Source organism: Novosphingobium resinovorum, assembly GCF_001742225.1.
Taxonomy (GTDB): Bacteria; Pseudomonadota; Alphaproteobacteria; order Sphingomonadales; family Sphingomonadaceae; genus Novosphingobium; species Novosphingobium resinovorum_A.
Window position 1 is genome coordinate 1,005,214 of sequence record NZ_CP017076.1, and the last position, 19,472, is coordinate 1,024,685.

A 19,472-nucleotide genomic window follows, 5' to 3' on the forward strand; every position below is an offset into this window, starting at 1 on the left:
CAGGGAGGCGAATTATATATCCGTGGTCGTCGGGCGATCCTGTCGGGGCTGTAAGGGCGCTTTCCGGCAGGGTCGCAAAAGCGGGTCACAGGGCTGAATTGGGAGTGGATACGCTCCGAGCAGGCCGATTTTGCGGCGTTTCAGTCTTCGTCGTCAACGGGAGGTAGATTGTTGCGACGTGCCAGCAGTCGATCGATCGCTTCGAGCGATGCCTCATAATCGTCGAGAGCACCGGCCGAGAATGCCGATGGCTCGGGTGCGGTGGGCCTTTGCAAGTCCCTTGGCGTCGCGCGCAGTTCCAGCAGGTGAGAACCTGAGATCGTCGTTCGGCCGATCGCGCCTTGGGCCTCCCAACTTTCGATCATACCGGTAACGCCAAGGCGTGAGGCGCCGAGCATCGTTTCTATCTGTCTTGAGCGCAAGGGGCCAAATCCGGCGAGCAGTTCCATCAGCATCGGCGCCCGTGAACTGCCGCGCCGCCCGGGCACCGGAGCATGCACGAAGCTCGCAAGGGCGTGTGCTGAGCGCAACTGCGAAAGCATCTTTCCAGCGGCTTCGAGCAGGCCCGGCGCGCCCGATTGCCGTCGCCGAAGGCCATCGGTCATGCCAAAGGCCTCCAGCCTCGCAAGGCCGGGCATGGGGAAGGCGATGCGCAAGCCCTGTCCATCGCACAAGTGCCGCCCGGCGAGCATGTCGATGGCCCAGAGGGGGGCTTGAGGAGCGGGTATGGCGACGTCGAACTGGCGATTGGCGAATGCGAGGCGCGTGGTCGTTCGCTCAGACGGTGCAAAGTCGATGCTGGAGGCAAGGGCGTCGTGCAATGCGGCGAGATCGGAAAGCGGGGCCGGGGAATCCGCCGAGGGCAATCCGCGAACCAGCATGCGCGCGGCCTCGACGATCCGGTGGGCTTCGGCGTTCGCGTTGTGCCCGGAACTGTCCAGCGGGGCCAGTAGGGCGGTCTTGAGCTGCTCTGCCAGCTGGCTGACTATGGCATCGTCCCAGTTGGCAAGTTCGGTCAGGATCGCGCTGCACACAGATCGCGGGTCGCGGGCATGTCTGGGGCTTTCGTCGGACAAGGTGGTCAAGCCCGCGAACCAGGCATGAAAGCGCATGTCGGTGAAGGCGTGTCCTTCCTGGCGAAGCGCCGAGATCAGGGCATGGCGCAAGGCCTGTCCCGCAAAGACGCGAAGGGTGGCCTCGGAGCAGTAGGACAGGGCCCCGCACAGTTGCCCAAACGTCATGACGGCGTCGGCATCGCGGGCCTTGAACCGGTCGTTGTCTGGCCTCAAACTCATGATCAGTTGGCCGATACTTCGCTGTTTATCGGATGTTTCACAGTCATATGTATATCTAAATCGTGTTGACTATGCAATCGGTCGAACAAGCCGTTGCCTATCCCCATTGGGCGTTGAATTTGTCCCATGCCGCCGCCTCCGTCGCGATCAGATCTTCGAAGCCGGAGGGGGCATGCGCCGGCCATGCGTTACGAGGCCAGTGATGGCTCGGATCAGGCTGAACCGTGGTGTCGGCCTGGATCTGGGCGAGGAAATTGGCGGATGGCTCACGCCGCCATGCTTCAAGCGCCGGGATGTCGATCGTTGCGAGCGTGATGTCCGGCGCATCGGGCGCGGGATTTGCGATCGAGGCGCCCTTGTAGTCGAAGATCGTCGAGCGCGGTGCGCCTTCCGGTCCGGCGATGTTGGCGGCGGCGAGGTACACCATGTTCTCGAAGGCCCGCACAGGCCGGACCTGAAGCGCGCCTGCTCGCTGCAGATAGTCGAGGTGCGGGGCGGCTGCTATGGGGTTAAGTACCACTTGGGTGCCGTTGAGTGCCAGTGAGCGGCACACTTCCGGCCAATGGAGTTCGGCACCGATCACCGCGCCGAGACGGCCGATCGGCGTGTCGATCACGGGGTGGAACGCCTCCTTGCCGAAGACTTCCACGAACCGCTCGTACACATCGATCGGGCTGGTGCGCAGCGAGAGCGAATAGCCCTTGCGGTGGACGAGGGCGATGCCGTCGTCAGGACCGACGATGACGCAGGAAAGGAAGTGGCGACCCGGAAAGGCGTCGTGGCGCTCGGGCACCTGGACGGCGATCCATGCGCCGGTGCGGCGGGAGGCTTCGGCGATGCGCTCGATCTCCGGGCCGGGGAGCGCGAAGGCGGCGTCGTGCCAGGCCTCGGGGGAAACCATGGCATAGCCGGTCAGGCCGAACTGCGGGAACACGACCAGCCGTGCCCCGTGATCACCGACCGCCCGCTCGGCCAAGGCGATGGTCTGCGCGATGTTGTGGTCGATCGCGGCGCGGTCCACGGCGCCATTCGCGAACACGCACTGCGGCGCCGAGGCGCACGTGGCGAGGACATAAGGCGGGGGCGGGGCGTGGCGCATCTTGGTCTCCCTCTGTCGGTTTGGAGCGTTCGATAGCGCGATTTTTCGCCGCTCATTCTTGGGTCAGGCGCCGTTTGCCCACCTGCCGGAGACATTGGCTCGCGAAGTGTGGCGCCATGCGGTGCGGGTATGGCTCATTGCAATCTACTGATTGGAGCCGCGCCGCGCTCCCCGTCATCATCGGCGTTTCAGCACAGGGGATCATGGATGAGCGTCAGGGATCGGGCCGAAAGCAGTTCCGCAAAGGGCAGCCCCAGGGTGGGCAGGATCGTCGGCGGCGTGGTGGCGGCAGTGGCGCTCGTCGCGGCGGGTACGCTGGGCACTATGCGGCTTGGCTGGTGGAACCCCAGCTATGAGGCTGTCGCGGCCGAGCAGGCGACCGGGCCGTCGAAGTTCGAGATGGTCGGCGACGTCAAGCTGCATGTCCGCGACGAAGGGCAGGGGCCGGTCATCCTGATGCTGCACAGTTCCATGTCGAACCTGCGGATATGGGACGGCTGGGCCGACCAGCTCAAGGGCTCCTACCGCGTCATCCGCTTCGACTGGCCGCCCTATGGTCTCTCCGTCGATCCGCGTCCCTCGCAGGGGATGCCGAGCGTCGTGGAACTGATCGAGCGTTTCGTGAAGCAGAAGGGCCTTGGCAAGTTCGTCATCGTCGCCAGTTCCAGCGGGGCGACGATCGCGACGATGTACACCGCGCGCCATCCCGAGCAGGTCCGCGCGCTGGCGGTATCCACCCTGCCGCTCAAGGCGCCGCCTCCGACCGAGACTTCGGCTCTCGTTTCATCGGTCCTGTGGGTGCACACGAACCTCGTGCCCAACTACATGCCGGAGTTCTTCTACCGCCATTCGCTGGCCGAACTCTACGGGCGTCCGGAGCGGCTGAAGCCCGAGACGGTCCATTGGTACTACATGACCAACAACATCCCCGGCGGTTTCGCGCGGGTGAAGACCTATTACGAGGCGAACACCAAGGCGGTGTGGAAGTCCGGTGCGGGCGATGCGGCGGTGGCGGTGAAGGTGCCGGTGCTGCTGCAGTGGGGCGACCGAGACATCGTCATCCCCAAGGACCGGGCCGACGATGCGCGGGTCATGTTCGCCAATGCGCCGATGAAGATCATCCACTATCCCGACGTCGGCCATTACCCGATGATCGAACTGCCCGAGCAGACCGGGCGCGACCTCAAGGCATGGATCGACGCACTTCCGGCGGCACCCGCCGCAGGGAAATAAGGGCGGGGGATTGTCCGCAGAGCGGGGAGGAAGCGTTAAATTCTGGACCCGGGGGCGGCTCCGGGTTCCCCTTCCTCTTTCCGTCATAGGGCTTGAGGTGGGATCATGGATCTTCGTCAGTTGCGGCACTTCATTGCGGTTGCGGAGCTGGGCAATTTTTCCCGGGCGGCAGAGCGCGTCTTCCTGACGCAGCCCGCGCTTACCCGCAGCATCAAGACCCTTGAGGACGAGATCGATGCGCGGCTGTTCGACCGCCGTTCCAGCGGGGTCGAGCTGACGGCGGCGGGCACGGCTCTGCTCGAGCATGCCCGGCTCATGGTCAACGAGCAGGAGCGGGCGCAGCAGCGCATCGCCCTTGCCAAGCGCGGGCTGGGCGAGGAACTGGTGGCCGCGATCTGCCCCTTGCAGGCACAGATGGGTCTGCGCGCCGTCGTGGCGGAATTCACGCGCGAGCATCCCGACGTATCGCTGCGGATCGTCGAGGGGCATGTTGACGAGACCGTTCCCGCTCTGATGGACCGCAAGGTCGATCTCGTCTTCACCACCGTCCCGGCCACGACGATGCAGGAGAAGCTGGCCTATGAGCGGATCCGCAGTTCGTCCTGCTCGATCTACGCCGCGCCCGGGCACCCGCTTGCGCATCGTAGCGGTATCACGCCCGCCGAGCTGACGCGCTGGGCATGGGCGATGCTGGACCAGAAGCACTGGCTGGCAGCCACCCGCAACTACTTCGCGGTCGGCAACGCCGGGATGCCGGCCGCCGGGGTCAGGACCAGCTCGGTTTCGTTCATGAAGTCGCTGGTGCTGGAGGAAGGCATGCTGGGCATGTTGCCCGATGCGCTGATGGAGGGCACCGGCGCGGTCGCGCTGAATGTCGAGCGGATGCCGCGCCCTCTGCGCGCGGGACTGCTGTTCCGGGCGGATGCCGAGATCAAGCGTTCGGCGGAACTCTTCGCGGAGAAACTGCGCGCCCATGTCGGGCGGCCGGACGTGGAGGAAAGCCGGGCGATCCCGCATGTTCCGGTTGCGGTTCTGGTGGAAAAGCGTCCTCACGCGAATTGATCGAAGGCACTTCGTCATTGCGAGCGAAGCGAAGCAACCCAGGGCAGCACTACGCCGCCCTGGGTTGCTTCGCTTCGCTCGCAATGACGAGGTTGGAGTAGGGAAAAGCCCCGGCTTTAACCGCCGGGGCTGCCGTTTCCTTCAGGTCGGCTCGCCCGTGGGATCGACCGCAGGGTCAAGCGCGGGTGCTGCCGTCGTTTCCGCCAGCGCCAGTTCCCCGGCGTCGAGGCGGTAGAAGCACATCGTGATGAAGGCACCGGCCATCGCCAGCGCCGGGATCACGGATTCGCACATCATGATCGCCCATTCCGCGTCGGCACCCTGCGTGCCCGAGGCACCGCTGGCCGAGGACACGTAGCCCATCGCCGAGAGGAATGCGCCCAGCGCAGCCAGCGAGGCGGCGGACGACAGCTTGTCCAGCAGCGTGGTGATGCCCGCGAAGGCGCCCTCCCGACGCTCGCCGCTGCGGACGAAATCGTAGCGCACGGCATCGGAGAGCAGGGCATAGGCGCACAGGATCATGCCGCCGCCCGCGAAGCCGCCGACGAGGGCACGGGCGCCGATGCCGAGGGTGCTCTCGCCCGGCCCGGCAAGCAGCCAGGTCAGATGGTTGGCGCCATAGACGGCGAGGGCGATCATGTAGCACGCCTTGCGCCCGAGATGGCGCGACCCGAACACCCAGGCCGGCATCGACAGCACCATCGCGACCGTCGAAAGCATGAAATAGGTGCCCAGCGTGGCATCGCCGACTTTCAGCACGACGCGGGTGAAGTAGGCGAGCGTGGCCGATCCGATCACGGTGCCGAACAGCAGGAAGACATGCGCGATGGCGAGGATCTGGAACGGCTTGTTGGCCCAGACCACCACCAGTTGCCGCCACAGTTCGAAGCGGCCGCGCGGCTTGCGGGCGGCCTCGGCACTCGGCGCCGTGCGGGGGGCGTTGCGCAGCAGGCGCACGGCGGCGGTGGTCGCGACGAAGACGATCGCGCCGACCAGGACCGCGAGGATGAGGTGGCTCTGGCGGCCCGGCCCGATCATGCCCAGCAGCCACGTCGGCAGCGTCGATCCGAGCAGGGTGCCGACCGCGTTGCCGTAAGTGCGCCATGCCATGAGCCGGGCGCGCTCGTCGGGGTCGGTGGAGCTTTCGACGACCATGGCGAAGCCGGGGATCGTCATCAGCGTATAGCCGGATGCATGGATGATTAGCGCCAGCGTCACGAAAGCCTCGGTCAGCAGCACCGATCCCACGTCGGGTGCGCCGAACAGCATGACGACGCCCAGCGGCATCGCCAGTCCGCCCGCGAAAAGGAATGGCAGGCGGCGGCCCCACTTCGACTGGAAGCGATCGCTCCACGCGCCGACGGTGGGGTCGAGGAAGCCGTCGTAGATTTTCACCAGCGCGAAGATGAGCCCCGCGGTCCCGGCGGAGATCGCCAGACTGTCCGTCATGAACCGCAGGCCGAGGACGGTCACGACGTTCTGTCCCGCCGCATGGGCGAGGGGGATCAGCAGCGACCCTATCCTGATCGACCATGCCCTGGAACTTGCGGCGCCTGCATGGGCCGCCCTACCTGATCCTGTTGCCACGCGGTTCTCCGTACTCGTGCTTGAGACGCAGAACACGGGGGCCCGGGGCGATGGCCTAATGCCGTTTGGTGATATGGCCGCAGGGTGGATTTGCCGCGATGGGCTTGATCACCTGCCCCTCTCGTTGTCATTCCCGCGCAGGCGGGAACCCATCTCCCGACCCATCCCATTGCTCAACGGGGAAGCGCACCAGATGGGTCCCCGCCTGCGCGGGGATGACAACGTGTTCTCGTTCTAGAATTCGCTTAACAGGCGACCCAGTCCCCGCAGCCTGTCCGAAACCCCACAAGCGCGCAGGGCGTGCCAGTAGGTCGCGGTATTGATGGCGATGACCGGCTTGCCGAGAGTGCCTTCGTACTCGGCGGCGAGATCGACCATGGAGAGGTTGGTGCCCACCTGCACGATGGCATCGACGTCGTCTCCGTCGAGCTGCGCGATGACTTCGCGCAGCGTTTCGGGCGTGACTTTGGCGATGTCGGTCCAGCGGCGGCATTGCAGCGCCCGGTCTCGCCTGACGGCAAAGCCGGATTCTTCAAGGAAACGGCGGACCTCGGCGTTCGCCACCGGGTAGTAGGGCGAGACGAAGCTGACCGCCTTCGCGCCCACGGCGGTCAGGGCGGCGGCGACGGCCTCCGACCCGGTGGTCGCGCCCACCCCGGCTTCCGCCTCGATCCGGGCCTTGAAGCGGCGAGAGCCGTCCACGCCTCCGTAGAAGGTCACCGCCGACATGCCGAGCACCAGATAGTCCGGGCGGCAGGTCATCACCGAGCGCACGGCGTCCAGCGTGTTCTCGGCAATGGCGGTGGTGCCGGCGATGAAGTCCTCGTTCGAGAGCGCCACCGGGTCCTCGACGTGTATGCGTGAGAGATGGTTGGTGACGCCGGGCGGGCGCATACGCTCCATGTCGGGTTGCACGACCGTATTGGTCGAGGGAGCGATCACCCCCAGCAGCTTGCGCCAGCCCAGAACGTCGGTCACGAGCGCTGGCCTCAGCGCCGCATCAGGCGGATGGGGAGGGCGTCCGTCACCCCGGCGTCGAGCCTCGCGAGGGCTTTGGCGTTCGCCTTGCCGTTCGCGAAGGCGTCGAGGAACAAGCTCGCCACCGCATTCGCGTGGCTGAGCCCGTCAAGCTGCATCGGACCGGGCTGGCTGAAATCGCAGATCGCGCCGCCGAAGTAGTGGTTCACGCCCTCCAGCACGAGGCCGTAGCGGTGCCCGCCCGGCTTGGCGGCGTCGAACGCGGCGAGGTGTGCGCGCCATCCTTCCGCATCGCTCGGCGTCATGCCGGGGAGCAGGTCGATGGTGCCGGTCTGGATCAGCGCGGGCACGGCGAGGGCGCCGTACCCTTCCGCCGTCATCATCACCGGGATCGTCGGCGGAGGCGAGAACGCCACCACGCTCGTCGCGAGCCGCGGCATGAGCGGGCCTTCCATCCCTTCGGGTATGACGCCCGCCGCGCTGCCGAGAACGGTGGCGATCAGGCCGCCGTAGCTGTGGCCCATGGCGATGAACGGCGTGTCGCCGATATGCGCGATGAGGGTGCGCATGTCCTCGATGCGGCAGCGCCAGCTGGCAAGGCCCTTGTACTCGGCCGTGTGCGGGTGCTGCGCGGAGTCGACGTGGAGCGGCGCGAGCACCCGGTAACCCGATGCCAGCAGCGGCTGGAGGATGCGGTCGTAGAACCACGGCGCGGACAGGGCGCCGTGCGAGAACAGGATCGTCCCGCGCTTGCCGCTGATGCCCGCCCACTCGCTGATCGAGATGGTGCGTCCGCCCGGACCGGCAAGGTCGAAAGTGCGGCGTTCCGGCATTGGTGCCGCGACGACGCTGCGCGATGCACCGCCCGCACAGGCGGCGGTGGCGCCGAGCAGGGCGCTTGCAAGAAGGGTACGGCGGGAAAGGGAGGTCGACATGCGCATCGTTCCGGTAGGTCAGAGATCGGAATGACCTCGATCATGCGGGCATGCAATGCGCTTGGCGTGCAGGACACAACCGTCCGAGGAAGGCATGTCCGCTCTGTGGAGTTGATCGCTGCAAGATTGCTTCTGCAGGGGGCATGAGTCCGCCGCATCACCCTATGCGTTCTGCGCCGCAAACGCGCTGATTGCGGGGATTCTAACCGTCATGCGGAGATATGCGCCCGGCTGCTGAGGCCATGCATGGAGGCGCACATAGGCTTTGCGCAGATTCCAGGGGAACGCGCATGCCGATAGAAATCAACGGTCTCATCAATCACAACATGGCCTCCGAACTGTCGCCGGTGCCGGTGTCGCACTACGACATCGACGCCATCGTGAAGCTGGCCAAAGTGCAGGAGGCGGCGGGCTACGACCGCGTGCTGATCGCCAATGCCGCGACGATGCCGGACAACTTCACCACCGCCGCCTATGTCGGCGCCGTCACCGAACGTCTGGGCGTCATGCTGGCCCATCGCCCCGGCTTCATCGCGCCGACCATGGCGGCGCGGATGCTGGCGACGCTCGACCGGCTGCTCGGCGGGCGGCTGGGCGTCCACGTCATCACCGGTGCCAGCGACATCGAGATGCAGTGCGACGGGGACTTCCACACCAAGGAGGAACGCTACGACCGCAGCCTCGAATACATCGACATCCTGCGCCGCATCTGGGCGAGCGAGACCCCGGTGGACCACGACGGCAAGTGGTATCGCTTCAACGGCGGCTATGCCGAGATCAAGCCGCTGAACGGCACGATTCCGGTGTTCTTCGGTGGCATGTCGCCGATGGCGATCGCCACCGGCGCGGCCTGCGCCGACGTCTTCGCGACGCTCAGCGATACCGTGGCGGGCATGACCGAGGTGGTGCAGAAAGTCACCGCCGCCGCGCAGCCGCTGGGCCGCAAGCCCGACTTCCTCGTCTCGCTGCGCCTCGTCGTGGGGGAAAGTGAAGACAAGGGGTGGGCGCAGGCGGCGGACCTCAAGAGCCGCATCGCCGCGCTCGAAAGCAAGGCGGAGAAGAACAAGGTCGCCACCAGCGCCGCCGGTTTCGCGCGCACGGCCGAACTCGCCGGCAAGGGCGAGCGGCTGGAGAAGTGCTTCTGGAACGGCATCAACGAGATCCGCGGCGCGCACAGCAACAGCGGCACCCTTGTCGGCGATCCTGACCAGCTCGTCGACGCGATCATGGATTACTGGGACGCGGGCGTGCACAAGTTCATCCTGCGCGGCTACGATCCGATCGGCGACGCCGAGATCATCGGTCGCGACATCATTCCCGCCCTGCGCCGCAAGGTCACCGAGCGGGAAGCCGCAATGGAGGTGCGGTGATGGCCTTCGAAGTCGTCGGCCTCCACTTCTTCGCGGATTCGTCCGAGGCCCATCCGGTGCGCGGGGTCTATGACCCGCAGTTTCTGCGCGATTATGCCGTCGCGCACGAGGAGGCAGGTTTCGACCGTGTCCTCGTCGGGCAGACGGCCACGTGGCCCGATCCGCTCTCGACCGCCGCGCACATCGCGGCGGTGACGAAGACGCTGAAATTCATGGTCGCGCATCGCCCCGGCTTCATCGCGCCGACCATGGCCGCGCGCATGTTCGCGACGCTCGACCGGGCGAGTGGGGGTCGGGCGGGCGTCCACATCATCACCGGCGCCAGCGACGTCGAGACTCAGGCGGACGGCGACTACCTGACCAAGGAGCAACGCTACCACCGCAGCCGCGAATACGTGGAGATCCTGCGCCGCATGTGGTCGAGCGAGGTTCCCTTCGATCACGCGGGCGAGTGGTATCGCTTCAACGGCGCCTTCGCGCTGGTGAAGCCGGTGCAGGAGCAGATCCCGGTGTTCTGGGCAGGGAACTCCGACGCGGCGGTGCAGATGGGCGCGCAAGTCTGCGACGTCTATGCGATCGGCCCCGCGACGCTTGCCGATACCCGGGCGACGATCGCACGCTTCAAGCAGGAAGCGGCGCTGCACGGGCGCGATCCCGACGTGTCGATGTCGATGCGGGTCATCGTCGCCGATACCGAGGATGCGGCGTGGGAGAAGGCGGAGCGCCTGCTCGGCACCGTGATGGACCATCTCGCCAGCGGCAAGCAGATCGGCCGCGACAAGGGCGAAAGCGATCCCGGCACTCTGGCGCTCAAGCGGCAGGCGGCGATGGGTGATCGGCTGGACGAACGCCTGTGGACCGGCATGACCCGCGCCACCGAGGGACGGCTCCATGCAACCGCGCTGGTCGGCACGCCGGACCAGGTCGCGGCGGCGCTGGAGCAGTATCACGCCATCGGCGTCAACCGGTTCCTGCTCAACGGCTTCTACACGATCGAGGACGTGCGCTTATTCGGCGAGGGGCTGGTTCCGGTCCTGCGCAAGCGCATTGCCGCAGCGGGTTGAGGTGTGGGTCGGTGCTGCGCTGCCGGCCCATGCCCATCACTATTCGTCAAGATAAAGTTTTATTTATACCTGATAAGATTTGAATAATACTCGCCTGGCGAACATTAAATCACAAATTGTTGTCGAGAAATCGACATGACTTAGCTTGGAGTTCTCTCAAGCGCATATCGATAAAATCAAACACATCAAGGGGAAGTTGGTAATGATGAGGACTGTTTCATCTTCTGTTGGTATTGCAGTAATCGCCATGATGTTCTGCAGTACGTCGGCACTGGCGCAAGTCGCCGCCGATGAAGACGTCTCTTCCAATGCGATCATCGTGACGGCCAAGAGCCGCAAGGAAACGCTGCAGGAAGTTCCGCTCGCCATTACCGCCCTCACCAGCGACGATCTTGCCAGCGCGCAGATCCGCGACGTGCGCGATCTTCAGAAGGTGACGCCCAACCTCAGCCTGTTTGCGGGCTCGGGGCGCAACGATCCTTCCGCCTATTCGCTGCGTGGTCTTGCGCCCAATACTTCGGACGAACGCTATCAGGGCATCTCGGTGTTCATCGACGGCGTCGCGCTGTCGGGCCAGCTCGCCTCGCTCGACCTTGAGAACCTGCAGCGCGTCGAAGTCATCAAAGGGCCGCAGAGCGCCAACTTCGGCCGCGCCACGTACAGCGGCGCGATCAACTACGTCACCGTCGATCCTTCGGGCGACGAGGTCACCGGCTTCGTCAAGGCACGCGGCAGCCTGATGAATTCCGCGCCGGAAGCCAGCTACTACTTCGGCGGCACGATCACCGCGCCGCTGGTGAAGGACGCGCTCTGGGCCTCGGTCGCAGGTTCGGTGTTCCAGAACGGCGCCATCGCCAAGTCGCGCGACGGCGGCGCGCCGATCGGACGCGAGCGCACGCAGGCGGTGTCCGGCACGCTCTACTTCAAGCCCGACGACACGTTCTCGATCAAGCTGCGCGGCATGTACCAGCATGACCGGGACTCGGTGGCCGCACAAGTCGTCGAGCAGCCGCGCGAATGGGTGCAGTCGGGCATCGCCACCGCGCCCTTCGCACGCGGCAACGGGTCGATCTTCCCCAAGTACCTGCCCGATCCCGACATCGACAACATCGGCACCAGCGGCGCGGACGGCTATGCGCGCGACCGCTACTTCGCCAGCGCCGTCGTCACCAAGATGTTCGGCGACTACGAACTGAGCTATCGCGGCGGCTACGTGAATGAATCGCGCACCGCCGACGCGCCGAATGCCCCGCGCGCCAGCGGCGTGGGCCAGGACAAGGTCTTCGGCGAGGCGCTTGCCAACAACGAAGTGACCCTGCGCGGCGCCTCGCTCGGCACCTTCCCGTCCTACGAGAAGTTCACCAATACCAGCCACCAGCTGATGCTGCTTTCGCCCGGCGACAAGCCGCTGCGCTGGCGCGTGGGCGCCTACTACTTCTGGGAGCGCGACGACACCGGCTTCACGTCCTTCGCCACCACGGCCAACCCGGCGGGCCGCACCCGCGACGACCGGCTGGAGAACCGCGCGATCTTCGGCGGTCTCGACTGGGACTTCACCCAGCAGCTGACGCTCAGCCTCGAAGGCCGCTATGCGCGCGAGAGGATCTTCGCGCCGAGCTGCCCGAGCTGCGCCTTCTATCCGACGACGAGCGATTACTCGCAGGTGTCGAAGGACTTCTCGCCCCGCGTGACCGTCAGCTACAAGGCGACGCCGCAGAACATGCTCTATGCGCTGTTCTCCAAGGGCGTGAAGAGCGCGCGCGCCGGTTACGTGACGGTGGGCGGTGTCACCCAGCCGGTCTATGCCGACCCGGAAAAGCTCTACAACTACGAGATCGGCAGCAAGAACAGCTTCTTCGGCGGCGCGCTGACGCTGAACCTTGCGGCTTTCTATGACGAGGTGAAGGACCAGCAGCTGGTCAGCACGCTGGAGCGCACCGTATCCGGCCAGACCGTAACCGTTTCGGCGGTAGGCAACGTCGGTTCCTCGCGCATCGTCGGCTTCGAGGCGGAGAGCAACTGGCGCGTGACCCCGCAGCTGACGCTGCGCGGCTCGGTCGGCTATGCCAAGCAGGAGTTCACCAATCCGAACCCGATCCTGATCAGCTCGGGCTCGACGGCGGGCTTCCCGGTGACGACGAACGGTTCGGTGGTGCTCGACGGGCTGACCCAGGCCAACGTGCCTTACTGGAACGGCTTCATCGGCGGCGAGTACCAGCTTCCCGAAGTCGGCGGCTTCCTGCCCTCGCTGCGTGTCGATGGCAGCTATCGCGGCAGCTACTTCGCCACGTTGTCGAACACGGTGAAGGTGCGTTCGGCCTGGACGGTCGATGCGCGGCTCAACCTGACCAGCGATTTGATCGACCTTGCGCTGTTCGGCCGCAACATCCTCAACAACCAGCGCGCGACCGGTTCGGGTCTTGCGGGTGCGACCGCGAGCTGCATGTTCATCGAGCGCGACACCGCGACGTATGGCACGAACCAGCAGTGCCTCTACGCCTCGGCGCCGCGTCCGCCGGAATTCGGCATGGAAGCGACGCTGCGCTTCTGATCTGACCCTGGAGGGGAGGGAAAGGCTGGGCGAGAAATCGCCCGGCCTTTTTCGTGGCCGAGGGGTTTGCAGCACCGGGTTTGCAGTAGTGCCACGCCGTCACCCTGAACTTGTTTCAGGGTCCATCGGGCAGTTGGTGCCGGAGTGCAGAACAGCAAATGGCACCGGCGGTTTATTGGTCCCGACGCAGCGTTTGCGGCGCAATGGACCCTGAAACAAGTTCAGGGTGACGAGGTGTTGGGGCGCGAGGTAGCCGCAAAAAATCCTCCCTGTCGCGAAGCGATGGGGAGGTGGCAGCCCGTTAGGGCTGACGGAGGGGGCCTGCTTATCCCCCTCCACCACCGCCTGCGGCGGCGGTCCCCCTCCCCGAGACAAGCTCGGGGAGGATTTTGCTTACGCCTTCCAGCTATCCAGAATCTCACCACCCGTCGCGAACCACACGTCGGCACGCGCCGCCAGCGTTTCCAGCAACGTCTCCAGCGAACCGATGCGATAGGGCAGGGCCATGATGTAAGGCGTCACCTGCAGTGGCAACATGCGCCCGCCACCTTCACGCGCCGCTTCGGCCGTCAGCCAGTCGGCAGCATCGAGCATCTGCTCCACGTAGCTGTCGGCCGAGTGCTGCTGCACCGTGATGATCTGGCGATCCGACAACTCGTGGTTGAGCGGAATGTTGACCAGTTCGCCTGCCTCGGTCGTCATGACGTAGGGCAGTTCGTCGTTCACCCAGTCGCAGCAGTAGGCGACGCCCGCCTCGGCGAGCAGGCGCGGAGTGGCGAAGCTCTGCGAACGGGCAATCGAGTGCCAGCCGCGCGGGCGGGTGCCGGTCGCCTTCTCCAGCGCATCGAGCGACTTCGCGATCAGCGCGCGCTCCTCGTCCTCAGGCAGGCCCGAGGCGATGGTGCCGTTCATGTCGGTCGAGTGCGCGATGATCTCGTGCCCGGCCGCAACCACGTCCGCCACCAGCGAGGGGTAGCGCTCGGCAATGGCGGCGTTGGTGGCGAAGGACGCATTCACGCCCGCCTTCGCGAAGGCGTCTAGCAGGCGGTAGACGCCCACGCGCGAACCGTACTCGCGCGAGGTGTAGTGGCGGTAGTCCGGGTAGGCCGTCTGCATGTGGCCGGGCGCGCGGAACGGCTTGTCATTCGGCGTGATCGGGAACCATTCGAGGCTGACGACGGGCCACACCGCCAGCGTCTTGCCCTCGGGCCATGCCACGGGCGGACGCTCGCGCATCGGCGACCAAGTGTAGAGATCGTGGTCGTAGCCTTCGCGGCGGCGCGGATATTCGAGGTAGGCGGGGTCGAGGCTCATGCGGCGTCTCCCACATTGGCGATCCAGTGATCTGCAATGTCGCCCGAGCGGGTGATCCATGCCCGGTCGTCTGCGGCGATGTGGCGCAGGACTTCCTCGAAGGGGCCGATGCGGTGGGGCTGGCCGATCAGGTACGAATGCAGCGGAATGCACATGACCGTGCCTGAAGGCTCGGCGGCAAGGCGCTCGTACTGGCGGATCAGCGTGTCGGCGTATTCGCGCGGGCTCATGTTGTAGACGAAGAAGCCGTAGTGGTCGTTGACCTCGAGGCTGTAGGGCATCGAGATCAGCCGCCCGCTGGTGGTGTTCACCGGCATCGGCTGGTCGTCGTGGTAGAGATCGCAAGTATAGGTCAGGCCATATTCGGCGATCAGGTCCAGCGTGCGCGGCGTGTGAGTGAGGGCGGGAGCGAGCCAGCCCTTGATCGTCTGCCCCGTGGCGTCGCGCACGGTGCGGATCGAATCCTCGATGATCGCGCGCTCCTGCGCCTCGTCCATGCCGTAGGAATAGCGGGTGTTGTAGATACCGTGGCTGAAGAACTCCCAGCCGCGCTGGCTGGCATCCTCGACCACGCGCGGGTGGTGCTGGCACAGCGCTACCGACAGCGAGACCGAGCCCGGGAAGCCGTGCTTGGTCATCACGTCGGCCATGCGCCAGTGGCTGACGCGGTTCGCGTGGTCGCGGTGGGAATAGCCGACGACGTCCGGGTGCGGCTTGGCCCACGATTTGCGGTGCGGGTTGGCCGGCGGATCAAGTTCGTAGAACTCGAGGTTGGGAGAGACCCAGACCGCCACCTTCTTGCCGCCCGGCCAGGCGAAGGGTGTGCGCCCGCGATAGGGAACGTAGTCGTAAAGGCCGGGATCGGATTCGCCCTCGCGCATCAGCGGGCCTCCAGCCAGTCGATCACGGTCTGCACTGGCTCGACATCGGCGTACTTGAGCTGCAGGTCGGTCAGGTTGGCGAAGTGGTAGCTCTCGTGCTTGTCCGCGCAAGTCTCGATCGGGACGATGGTGCGGTAGCCGCGGCTGAGCGAATCCACCGCCGTCGCGCGGATGCAGCCCGAGGTGGAGCCGCCGGTGATCACCACGGTATCGACCTTGTGCCAGATCAGCAGGCTCTGCAGCGGCGTCTCGAAAAAGGCCGAAGGCATGCGCTTCGTATAGATCATGTCTGCCGGGTCGATGGCGCAGCGGTCGTCGAAGGCGTGACGGCGGCTCTCGTACTTGATGTTCTGGAGCGAGTCCGGCGTGTTGGTGCGGGTGCCCCAGACGCCGGCGTCGGCGGCATCCTCGGCATAGGCCACGTGGGTCCAGATCACCGGCATGCCCTTGGAGCGGGCGAGGGCGGAGATCGTGTTGGTGTACTCGATCTGGCGCGGGTCGGTTTCGTAGGCGGTCTTGAACTCGTCGATCCGGGTATAGGCGTTCTGGAAGTCGACGTTGACGATCGCCAGCTTCTCGCCGAAGCCGAACTTCGTGCGGGCGGGGTTGGCCATCACCTGCTCGAAGAGTTCGCGCGCGGTCTTGTCCTCGCGGATCATGCGCGTGCCGACGATCTCACTCATTCTCGTGCTCCATTACCTGGCTACATGGCCCCACGGGGGGAGAGGTGCGCCCGATCGGGGCGCGGCCATAGGAGGGGCGGGCCGATTGTTCGCGACGCGAACACTGCCGCGCTCTCGCCCCCAGCGGACCTTGCGATTGCTGATTTGTACTGTAGGTATACCAAAATGACAGTCAAGACGGAACGCGACATGATTCAGGAAGGCGGCCTTCCTCTCTCGGGCATCAAGGTGGTTGAGTTCTCCCACATGGTGATGGGACCCTCCACAGGTGTCGTTATGGCCGACCTGGGTGCCGTTGTGGTCAAGGTCGAGCCCATCGGCGGCGACCGTACCCGCAAGTTGCTCGGCTCGGGCGCGGGCTACTTCCCGATGTACAACCGGAACAAGCAGAGCATCGCCATCGACCTCAAGTCGCCCGAGGGCGTCGCGGCGGCAAAGCGGCTGGTCGATCAGGCCGACGTGCTGATCGAGAACTTCCGCCCCGGCGCGCTCGCCAAGCTGGGCCTCGGTCCGGACCACTTCGCGCAAAGCAATCCCGGCCTCATCTACTACTCCGCCAAGGGCTTCCTGACCGGCCCTTACGAGAACCGCGCCGCGCTGGACGAAGTGGCGCAGATGATGGGCGGCCTCGCCTACATGACCGGCCCCAGCGGCCGTCCCTTGCGCGCGGGCGCCTCGGTGATCGACGTGACCGGCGGCATGTTCGGCGTGATCGGCATCCTCGCCGCGCTGGAGCAGCGCCACCGTACCGGCAAGGGCGCGGTCGTGCGCTCCTCGCTTTACGAGACCACCGCGTTCCTCGTCGGCCAGCACATTGCGCAGCTTGCCGTCACCGGCAACGCGGCGCGCCCGATGCCGGAGCGTATCTCGGCCTGGGCGATCTACGACGTGTTCGAGACGGCGCGGCCCGAGGAGCAGGTCTTCATCGGCGTCGTCAGCGACGGCCAGTGGCAGGCTTTCACGAAGACGTTCGGGCTGGACGACCTCGCCGCAGACCCGGCGCTGGCGGAGAACAATGCCCGCGTGCTCGCCCGCGAAGCCCTGCTGCCGCGCGTGCGCGAACTGGCGAAGGGCTTCACGCGCGAAGCCCTGCTGGCGAAGCTGGAGGAAAGTGGCGTCGCCTTCGCGCCGATCGCCCGTCCGCAGGATCTGCTGGAAGACGCGCACCTCAACGCCAACGGCGCGCTGGTGGACCTGACGCTGACCGACGGCCGCTCGGTGCGCCTGCCCGCGCTGCCGGTCGAGATCGACGGTGTGCTCCCCGGCGTGCGCCATGACCTGCGCTCGCCCGGTGAAGACAGTGAGGACGTGCTCGGCGGCTGGGGCTTCGGCGCGGACGAGATCGAAGCGCTGCTCGCCTCGGGTGCGATCGAGGGGCTTCGCGAACCGGCGGATAGCGCGGCGAAATGACTGAAGGGCCGCTCACGCTCGCCGAGAAGATCTGGAGCGCGCACCGCGTCATGACGCTGGAAAGCGGCGCGGAAGTGATCGCCATCGACCGCCTGTTGCTGCACGAGCGGACCGGCGGTGTCGCGCTGAAATCGCTGGAGGAAGCGGGCCGCACGGTCATGCACCCCTCGCGCGTGTTCGCGACGATGGACCACATCGTCGATACTTTCCCCGGCCGCACCGACAAGACGCTGATGCCGACCGGCACCGCGTTCATCGTCTCCACGCGCGAGAGCGCGAAGCGCCACGGCATCACCCTGTTCGACATCGACGACCCGCGGCAGGGCATCGTCCACGTCGTCTCGCCCGAGCAAGGGATCATCCTGCCCGGCGCGATCCTTGTCTGTCCGGACAGCCATACCTGCACGCAAGGGGCCTTCGGTGGCCTCGCATGGGGCATCGGTTCGTCGGAGGCGGAGCATGTGCTGGCGACGATGACGCTGCGCATGAACCGCCCGCCGGACATGCGCGTGACCATCGACGGTGTGCTGGGGGAGGGCGTCACCGCCAAGGATCTCGCGCTGCACCTGATTGCCGCGCTCGGCTCGAACGGGGCCAAGGGCCATATCATCGAGTTCGCAGGGAGCGCGGTGCGTGCGCTGGACATGGAAGCGCGCATGACGCTGTGCAACATGGCGACCGAGATGGCCTGCGCGGGCGCGGTGATCGCGCCGGATGACAAGACGTTCGACTGGCTCGAAGGCCGCCCTTATGCGCCCAAGGGCGAGGTTCGCGAGCAGGCGATCGCCGCATGGCGCGCGCTCTACAGCGACGAGGGTGTGGTCTTCGCGACCGAGCATCGCTTCGATGCCGCCGAAGTCCGCCCGATGGTGACATGGGGCAACAGCCCGCAGCACGCCGCACCGCTGGGCGCGCCAGTCCCGGCCGATGCCTTGAGCAAGGCAGACCAGCAGCGCGCAGTCGAGTACATGGCGGTGACGCCGGGTGAGCCGGTCGCGGGCCTGCCGATCGATGCGGCGTTCATCGGATCGTGTACCAACAGCCGCATCTCCGACTTGCGCCGCGCCGCCGCGATCCTCAAGGGGCGCAAGGTCGCCGAGGGCGTCAAGGCGATCTGCGTGCCGGGCTCCACCCAGGTCAAGGCTGCCGCCGAGGCCGAGGGGCTGCACGAGGTCTTCCTCGAAGCCGGGTTCGAATGGCGCGAGGCGGGTTGCTCGATGTGCTTCTTCGCAGGCGGCGAGAGCTTTGCCCCGGAAGCGCGCGTGATCAGTTCCACGAACCGCAATTTCGAGAGCCGACAGGGGCCGAACACGCGCACCCATCTGGCCTCACCCGAGACGGTGGCGGCCTCGGCCATCGCCGGGCGCATCGCTCTGGTTTCGGAGATCGCGGCATGACCCCGCTCGTCACGCTTGAATCCAGGGCGGTGCCGCTGCTGCGCGACAACATCGACACCGACGCGATCATCCCCTCGCGCGAGATGCGTTCGGTGTCGAAGGACGGCCTTGCCGATGGACTCTTTGCGGGCTGGCGTTACACCGCCATCGGCGGGCGCGAGATCGATCCGACGTTCGTGCTCAACCAGCCGGAGAGCAAGGGCGCGCAAATCCTGCTCGGCGGCTCCAACTTCGGCTGCGGTTCAAGCCGCGAACATGCGGTATGGGCGCTGGCCGAGTACGGCTTCCGCGTCGTCATCGCGCCGTCGTTCAGCCCGATCTTCCAGGGCAACTGCATCCGCAACGGCATCGCCCCCATCGTCCTCCCGCGCGAGGCGGTGGAGCAGATCGCGGCAGGCTTCGCGGACGGCACCCCGGTCACGATCGACATGCCGTCATGCGAAGTTCGCATGGGCCTTGCGGTGTTCCCGTTCTCCATGGAGGACGAGGCGCGCACGATGCTGATCGAGGGCGCGGACGCCATCGAACTCACCCTGCGCCACCGCGCCGAGATCGAGGGCTTCTTCGCCCGCGACGCCGCCGTGCGCCCGTGGATATATCTGGCCGACTGACG

General features: G+C 66.1%; 16 protein-coding genes. 8 read left to right on the forward strand and 8 right to left on the reverse strand.

The window, feature by feature from the left end; genetic code table 11:
• Positions 1–140: 140 nt before the first annotated feature.
• Entirely contained in the window at positions 141–1,295 is a 1,155-nt protein-coding gene (locus BES08_RS21905; RefSeq protein ID WP_036527084.1) for a hypothetical protein, read from the reverse strand.
• Positions 1,296–1,392: 97 nt separating this feature from the next.
• The gene (locus BES08_RS21910) at positions 1,393–2,394 is read right to left on the reverse strand and encodes a nitrilase-related carbon-nitrogen hydrolase (protein ID WP_036527082.1); all 1,002 of its coding nucleotides are present in this window, start codon (positions 2,392–2,394) and stop codon (positions 1,393–1,395) included.
• A gap of 207 nt (positions 2,395–2,601) precedes the next feature.
• Between BES08_RS21910 and BES08_RS21915 the strand changes: the two genes are divergently transcribed.
• Positions 2,602–3,627, forward strand: coding sequence for an alpha/beta fold hydrolase (locus tag BES08_RS21915; RefSeq protein ID WP_036527081.1), 1,026 nt, complete (start codon positions 2,602–2,604; stop codon positions 3,625–3,627).
• A gap of 105 nt (positions 3,628–3,732) precedes the next feature.
• A complete protein-coding gene (locus tag BES08_RS21920) occupies positions 3,733–4,689 on the forward strand; it encodes a LysR family transcriptional regulator (RefSeq protein WP_051586947.1) in 957 nt (318 codons plus the stop codon).
• Positions 4,690–4,830: 141 nt separating this feature from the next.
• On the opposite strand, the gene BES08_RS21925 is transcribed toward BES08_RS21920, so the two are convergent.
• The 3 genes from BES08_RS21925 to BES08_RS21940 all read right to left on the reverse strand — a co-directional run bounded on the left by BES08_RS21925 (position 4,831) and on the right by BES08_RS21940 (position 8,189).
• Positions 4,831–6,276 carry an MFS transporter gene (locus BES08_RS21925; RefSeq protein WP_231958323.1) on the reverse strand — a complete coding sequence of 482 codons (1,446 nt, stop codon included), beginning with the start codon at positions 6,274–6,276 and terminating at the stop codon, positions 4,831–4,833.
• A gap of 234 nt (positions 6,277–6,510) precedes the next feature.
• The gene (locus tag BES08_RS21935; RefSeq protein ID WP_036527076.1) at positions 6,511–7,254 is read right to left on the reverse strand and encodes a maleate cis-trans isomerase family protein; all 744 of its coding nucleotides are present in this window, start codon (positions 7,252–7,254) and stop codon (positions 6,511–6,513) included.
• Positions 7,255–7,265: 11 nt separating this feature from the next.
• The gene (locus BES08_RS21940; RefSeq protein ID WP_036527181.1) at positions 7,266–8,189 is read right to left on the reverse strand and encodes an alpha/beta fold hydrolase; all 924 of its coding nucleotides are present in this window, start codon (positions 8,187–8,189) and stop codon (positions 7,266–7,268) included.
• A gap of 290 nt (positions 8,190–8,479) precedes the next feature.
• On the opposite strand from BES08_RS21940, the gene BES08_RS21945 reads away from it, so the two are divergent.
• The 3 genes from BES08_RS21945 to BES08_RS21955 all read left to right on the forward strand — a co-directional run bounded on the left by BES08_RS21945 (position 8,480) and on the right by BES08_RS21955 (position 13,174).
• On the forward strand, positions 8,480–9,559 hold the full coding sequence (locus BES08_RS21945) for an LLM class flavin-dependent oxidoreductase (protein ID WP_069709454.1): 1,080 nt from the start codon (positions 8,480–8,482) through the stop codon (positions 9,557–9,559).
• The gene (locus tag BES08_RS21950; RefSeq protein ID WP_036527072.1) at positions 9,559–10,623 is read left to right on the forward strand and encodes an LLM class flavin-dependent oxidoreductase; all 1,065 of its coding nucleotides are present in this window, start codon (positions 9,559–9,561) and stop codon (positions 10,621–10,623) included. Before BES08_RS21945 ends, BES08_RS21950 begins: the two co-directional genes overlap by 1 nt.
• A 247-nt stretch (positions 10,624–10,870) precedes the next feature.
• Positions 10,871–13,174 (forward strand): TonB-dependent receptor, encoded by a 2,304-nt coding sequence (locus tag BES08_RS21955; RefSeq protein ID WP_036527071.1) that lies wholly within the window; start codon positions 10,871–10,873, stop codon positions 13,172–13,174.
• Positions 13,175–13,567: 393 nt separating this feature from the next.
• Here BES08_RS21955 and BES08_RS21960 read toward each other — a convergent pair whose 3' ends face one another.
• Genes BES08_RS21960 through BES08_RS21970 form a run of 3 tightly spaced genes read right to left on the reverse strand, consistent with a single transcriptional unit; the run spans position 13,568 to position 16,052 of the window.
• Positions 13,568–14,488, reverse strand: a complete 921-nt coding sequence (locus BES08_RS21960; protein ID WP_036527068.1) for a polysaccharide deacetylase family protein — start codon at positions 14,486–14,488, stop codon at positions 13,568–13,570.
• Positions 14,485–15,369 (reverse strand): polysaccharide deacetylase family protein, encoded by an 885-nt coding sequence (locus BES08_RS21965; RefSeq protein WP_036527066.1) that lies wholly within the window; start codon positions 15,367–15,369, stop codon positions 14,485–14,487. Before BES08_RS21965 ends, BES08_RS21960 begins: the two co-directional genes overlap by 4 nt.
• Positions 15,369–16,052, reverse strand: coding sequence for an isochorismatase family protein (locus tag BES08_RS21970; protein WP_036527064.1), 684 nt, complete (start codon positions 16,050–16,052; stop codon positions 15,369–15,371). Before BES08_RS21970 ends, BES08_RS21965 begins: the two co-directional genes overlap by 1 nt.
• A gap of 165 nt (positions 16,053–16,217) precedes the next feature.
• Between BES08_RS21970 and BES08_RS21975 the strand changes: the two genes are divergently transcribed.
• Genes BES08_RS21975 through leuD form a run of 3 tightly spaced genes read left to right on the forward strand, consistent with a single transcriptional unit; the run spans position 16,218 to position 19,470 of the window.
• Positions 16,218–17,462 (forward strand): CaiB/BaiF CoA transferase family protein, encoded by a 1,245-nt coding sequence (locus BES08_RS21975; RefSeq protein ID WP_051586946.1) that lies wholly within the window; start codon positions 16,218–16,220, stop codon positions 17,460–17,462.
• Entirely contained in the window at positions 17,459–18,859 is a 1,401-nt protein-coding gene (locus BES08_RS21980) for a 3-isopropylmalate dehydratase large subunit (protein WP_036527062.1), read from the forward strand. Before BES08_RS21975 ends, BES08_RS21980 begins: the two co-directional genes overlap by 4 nt.
• Positions 18,856–19,470: a 3-isopropylmalate dehydratase small subunit gene (leuD, locus tag BES08_RS21985; RefSeq protein ID WP_036527060.1), complete on the forward strand. Its 615-nt coding sequence runs from the start codon at positions 18,856–18,858 to the stop codon at positions 19,468–19,470. Before BES08_RS21980 ends, leuD begins: the two co-directional genes overlap by 4 nt.
• Positions 19,471–19,472: the final 2 nt, after the last annotated feature.

What these genes read in the sequence shown, in the direction of transcription:
- BES08_RS21965 (WP_036527066.1), bottom strand. Translation starts at nt 15,369, where the DNA reads ATGCGCGAGGGCGAATCCGATCCCGGCCTTTACGACTACGTTCCCTAT.
- BES08_RS21980 (WP_036527062.1), top strand. Translation starts at nt 17,459, where the DNA reads ATGACTGAAGGGCCGCTCACGCTCGCCGAGAAGATCTGGAGCGCGCAC.
- BES08_RS21915 (WP_036527081.1), top strand. Translation starts at nt 2,602, where the DNA reads ATGAGCGTCAGGGATCGGGCCGAAAGCAGTTCCGCAAAGGGCAGCCCC.
- BES08_RS21945 (WP_069709454.1), top strand. Translation starts at nt 8,480, where the DNA reads ATGCCGATAGAAATCAACGGTCTCATCAATCACAACATGGCCTCCGAA.
- BES08_RS21910 (WP_036527082.1), bottom strand. Translation starts at nt 2,394, where the DNA reads ATGCGCCACGCCCCGCCCCCGCCTTATGTCCTCGCCACGTGCGCCTCG.
- BES08_RS21920 (WP_051586947.1), top strand. Translation starts at nt 3,733, where the DNA reads ATGGATCTTCGTCAGTTGCGGCACTTCATTGCGGTTGCGGAGCTGGGC.
- leuD (WP_036527060.1), top strand. Translation starts at nt 18,856, where the DNA reads ATGACCCCGCTCGTCACGCTTGAATCCAGGGCGGTGCCGCTGCTGCGC.
- BES08_RS21950 (WP_036527072.1), top strand. Translation starts at nt 9,559, where the DNA reads ATGGCCTTCGAAGTCGTCGGCCTCCACTTCTTCGCGGATTCGTCCGAG.
- BES08_RS21960 (WP_036527068.1), bottom strand. Translation starts at nt 14,488, where the DNA reads ATGAGCCTCGACCCCGCCTACCTCGAATATCCGCGCCGCCGCGAAGGC.
- BES08_RS21905 (WP_036527084.1), bottom strand. Translation starts at nt 1,295, where the DNA reads ATGAGTTTGAGGCCAGACAACGACCGGTTCAAGGCCCGCGATGCCGAC.
- BES08_RS21975 (WP_051586946.1), top strand. Translation starts at nt 16,218, where the DNA reads ATGACAGTCAAGACGGAACGCGACATGATTCAGGAAGGCGGCCTTCCT.
- BES08_RS21955 (WP_036527071.1), top strand. Translation starts at nt 10,871, where the DNA reads ATGATGTTCTGCAGTACGTCGGCACTGGCGCAAGTCGCCGCCGATGAA.
- BES08_RS21970 (WP_036527064.1), bottom strand. Translation starts at nt 16,052, where the DNA reads ATGAGTGAGATCGTCGGCACGCGCATGATCCGCGAGGACAAGACCGCG.
- BES08_RS21940 (WP_036527181.1), bottom strand. Translation starts at nt 8,189, where the DNA reads ATGTCGACCTCCCTTTCCCGCCGTACCCTTCTTGCAAGCGCCCTGCTC.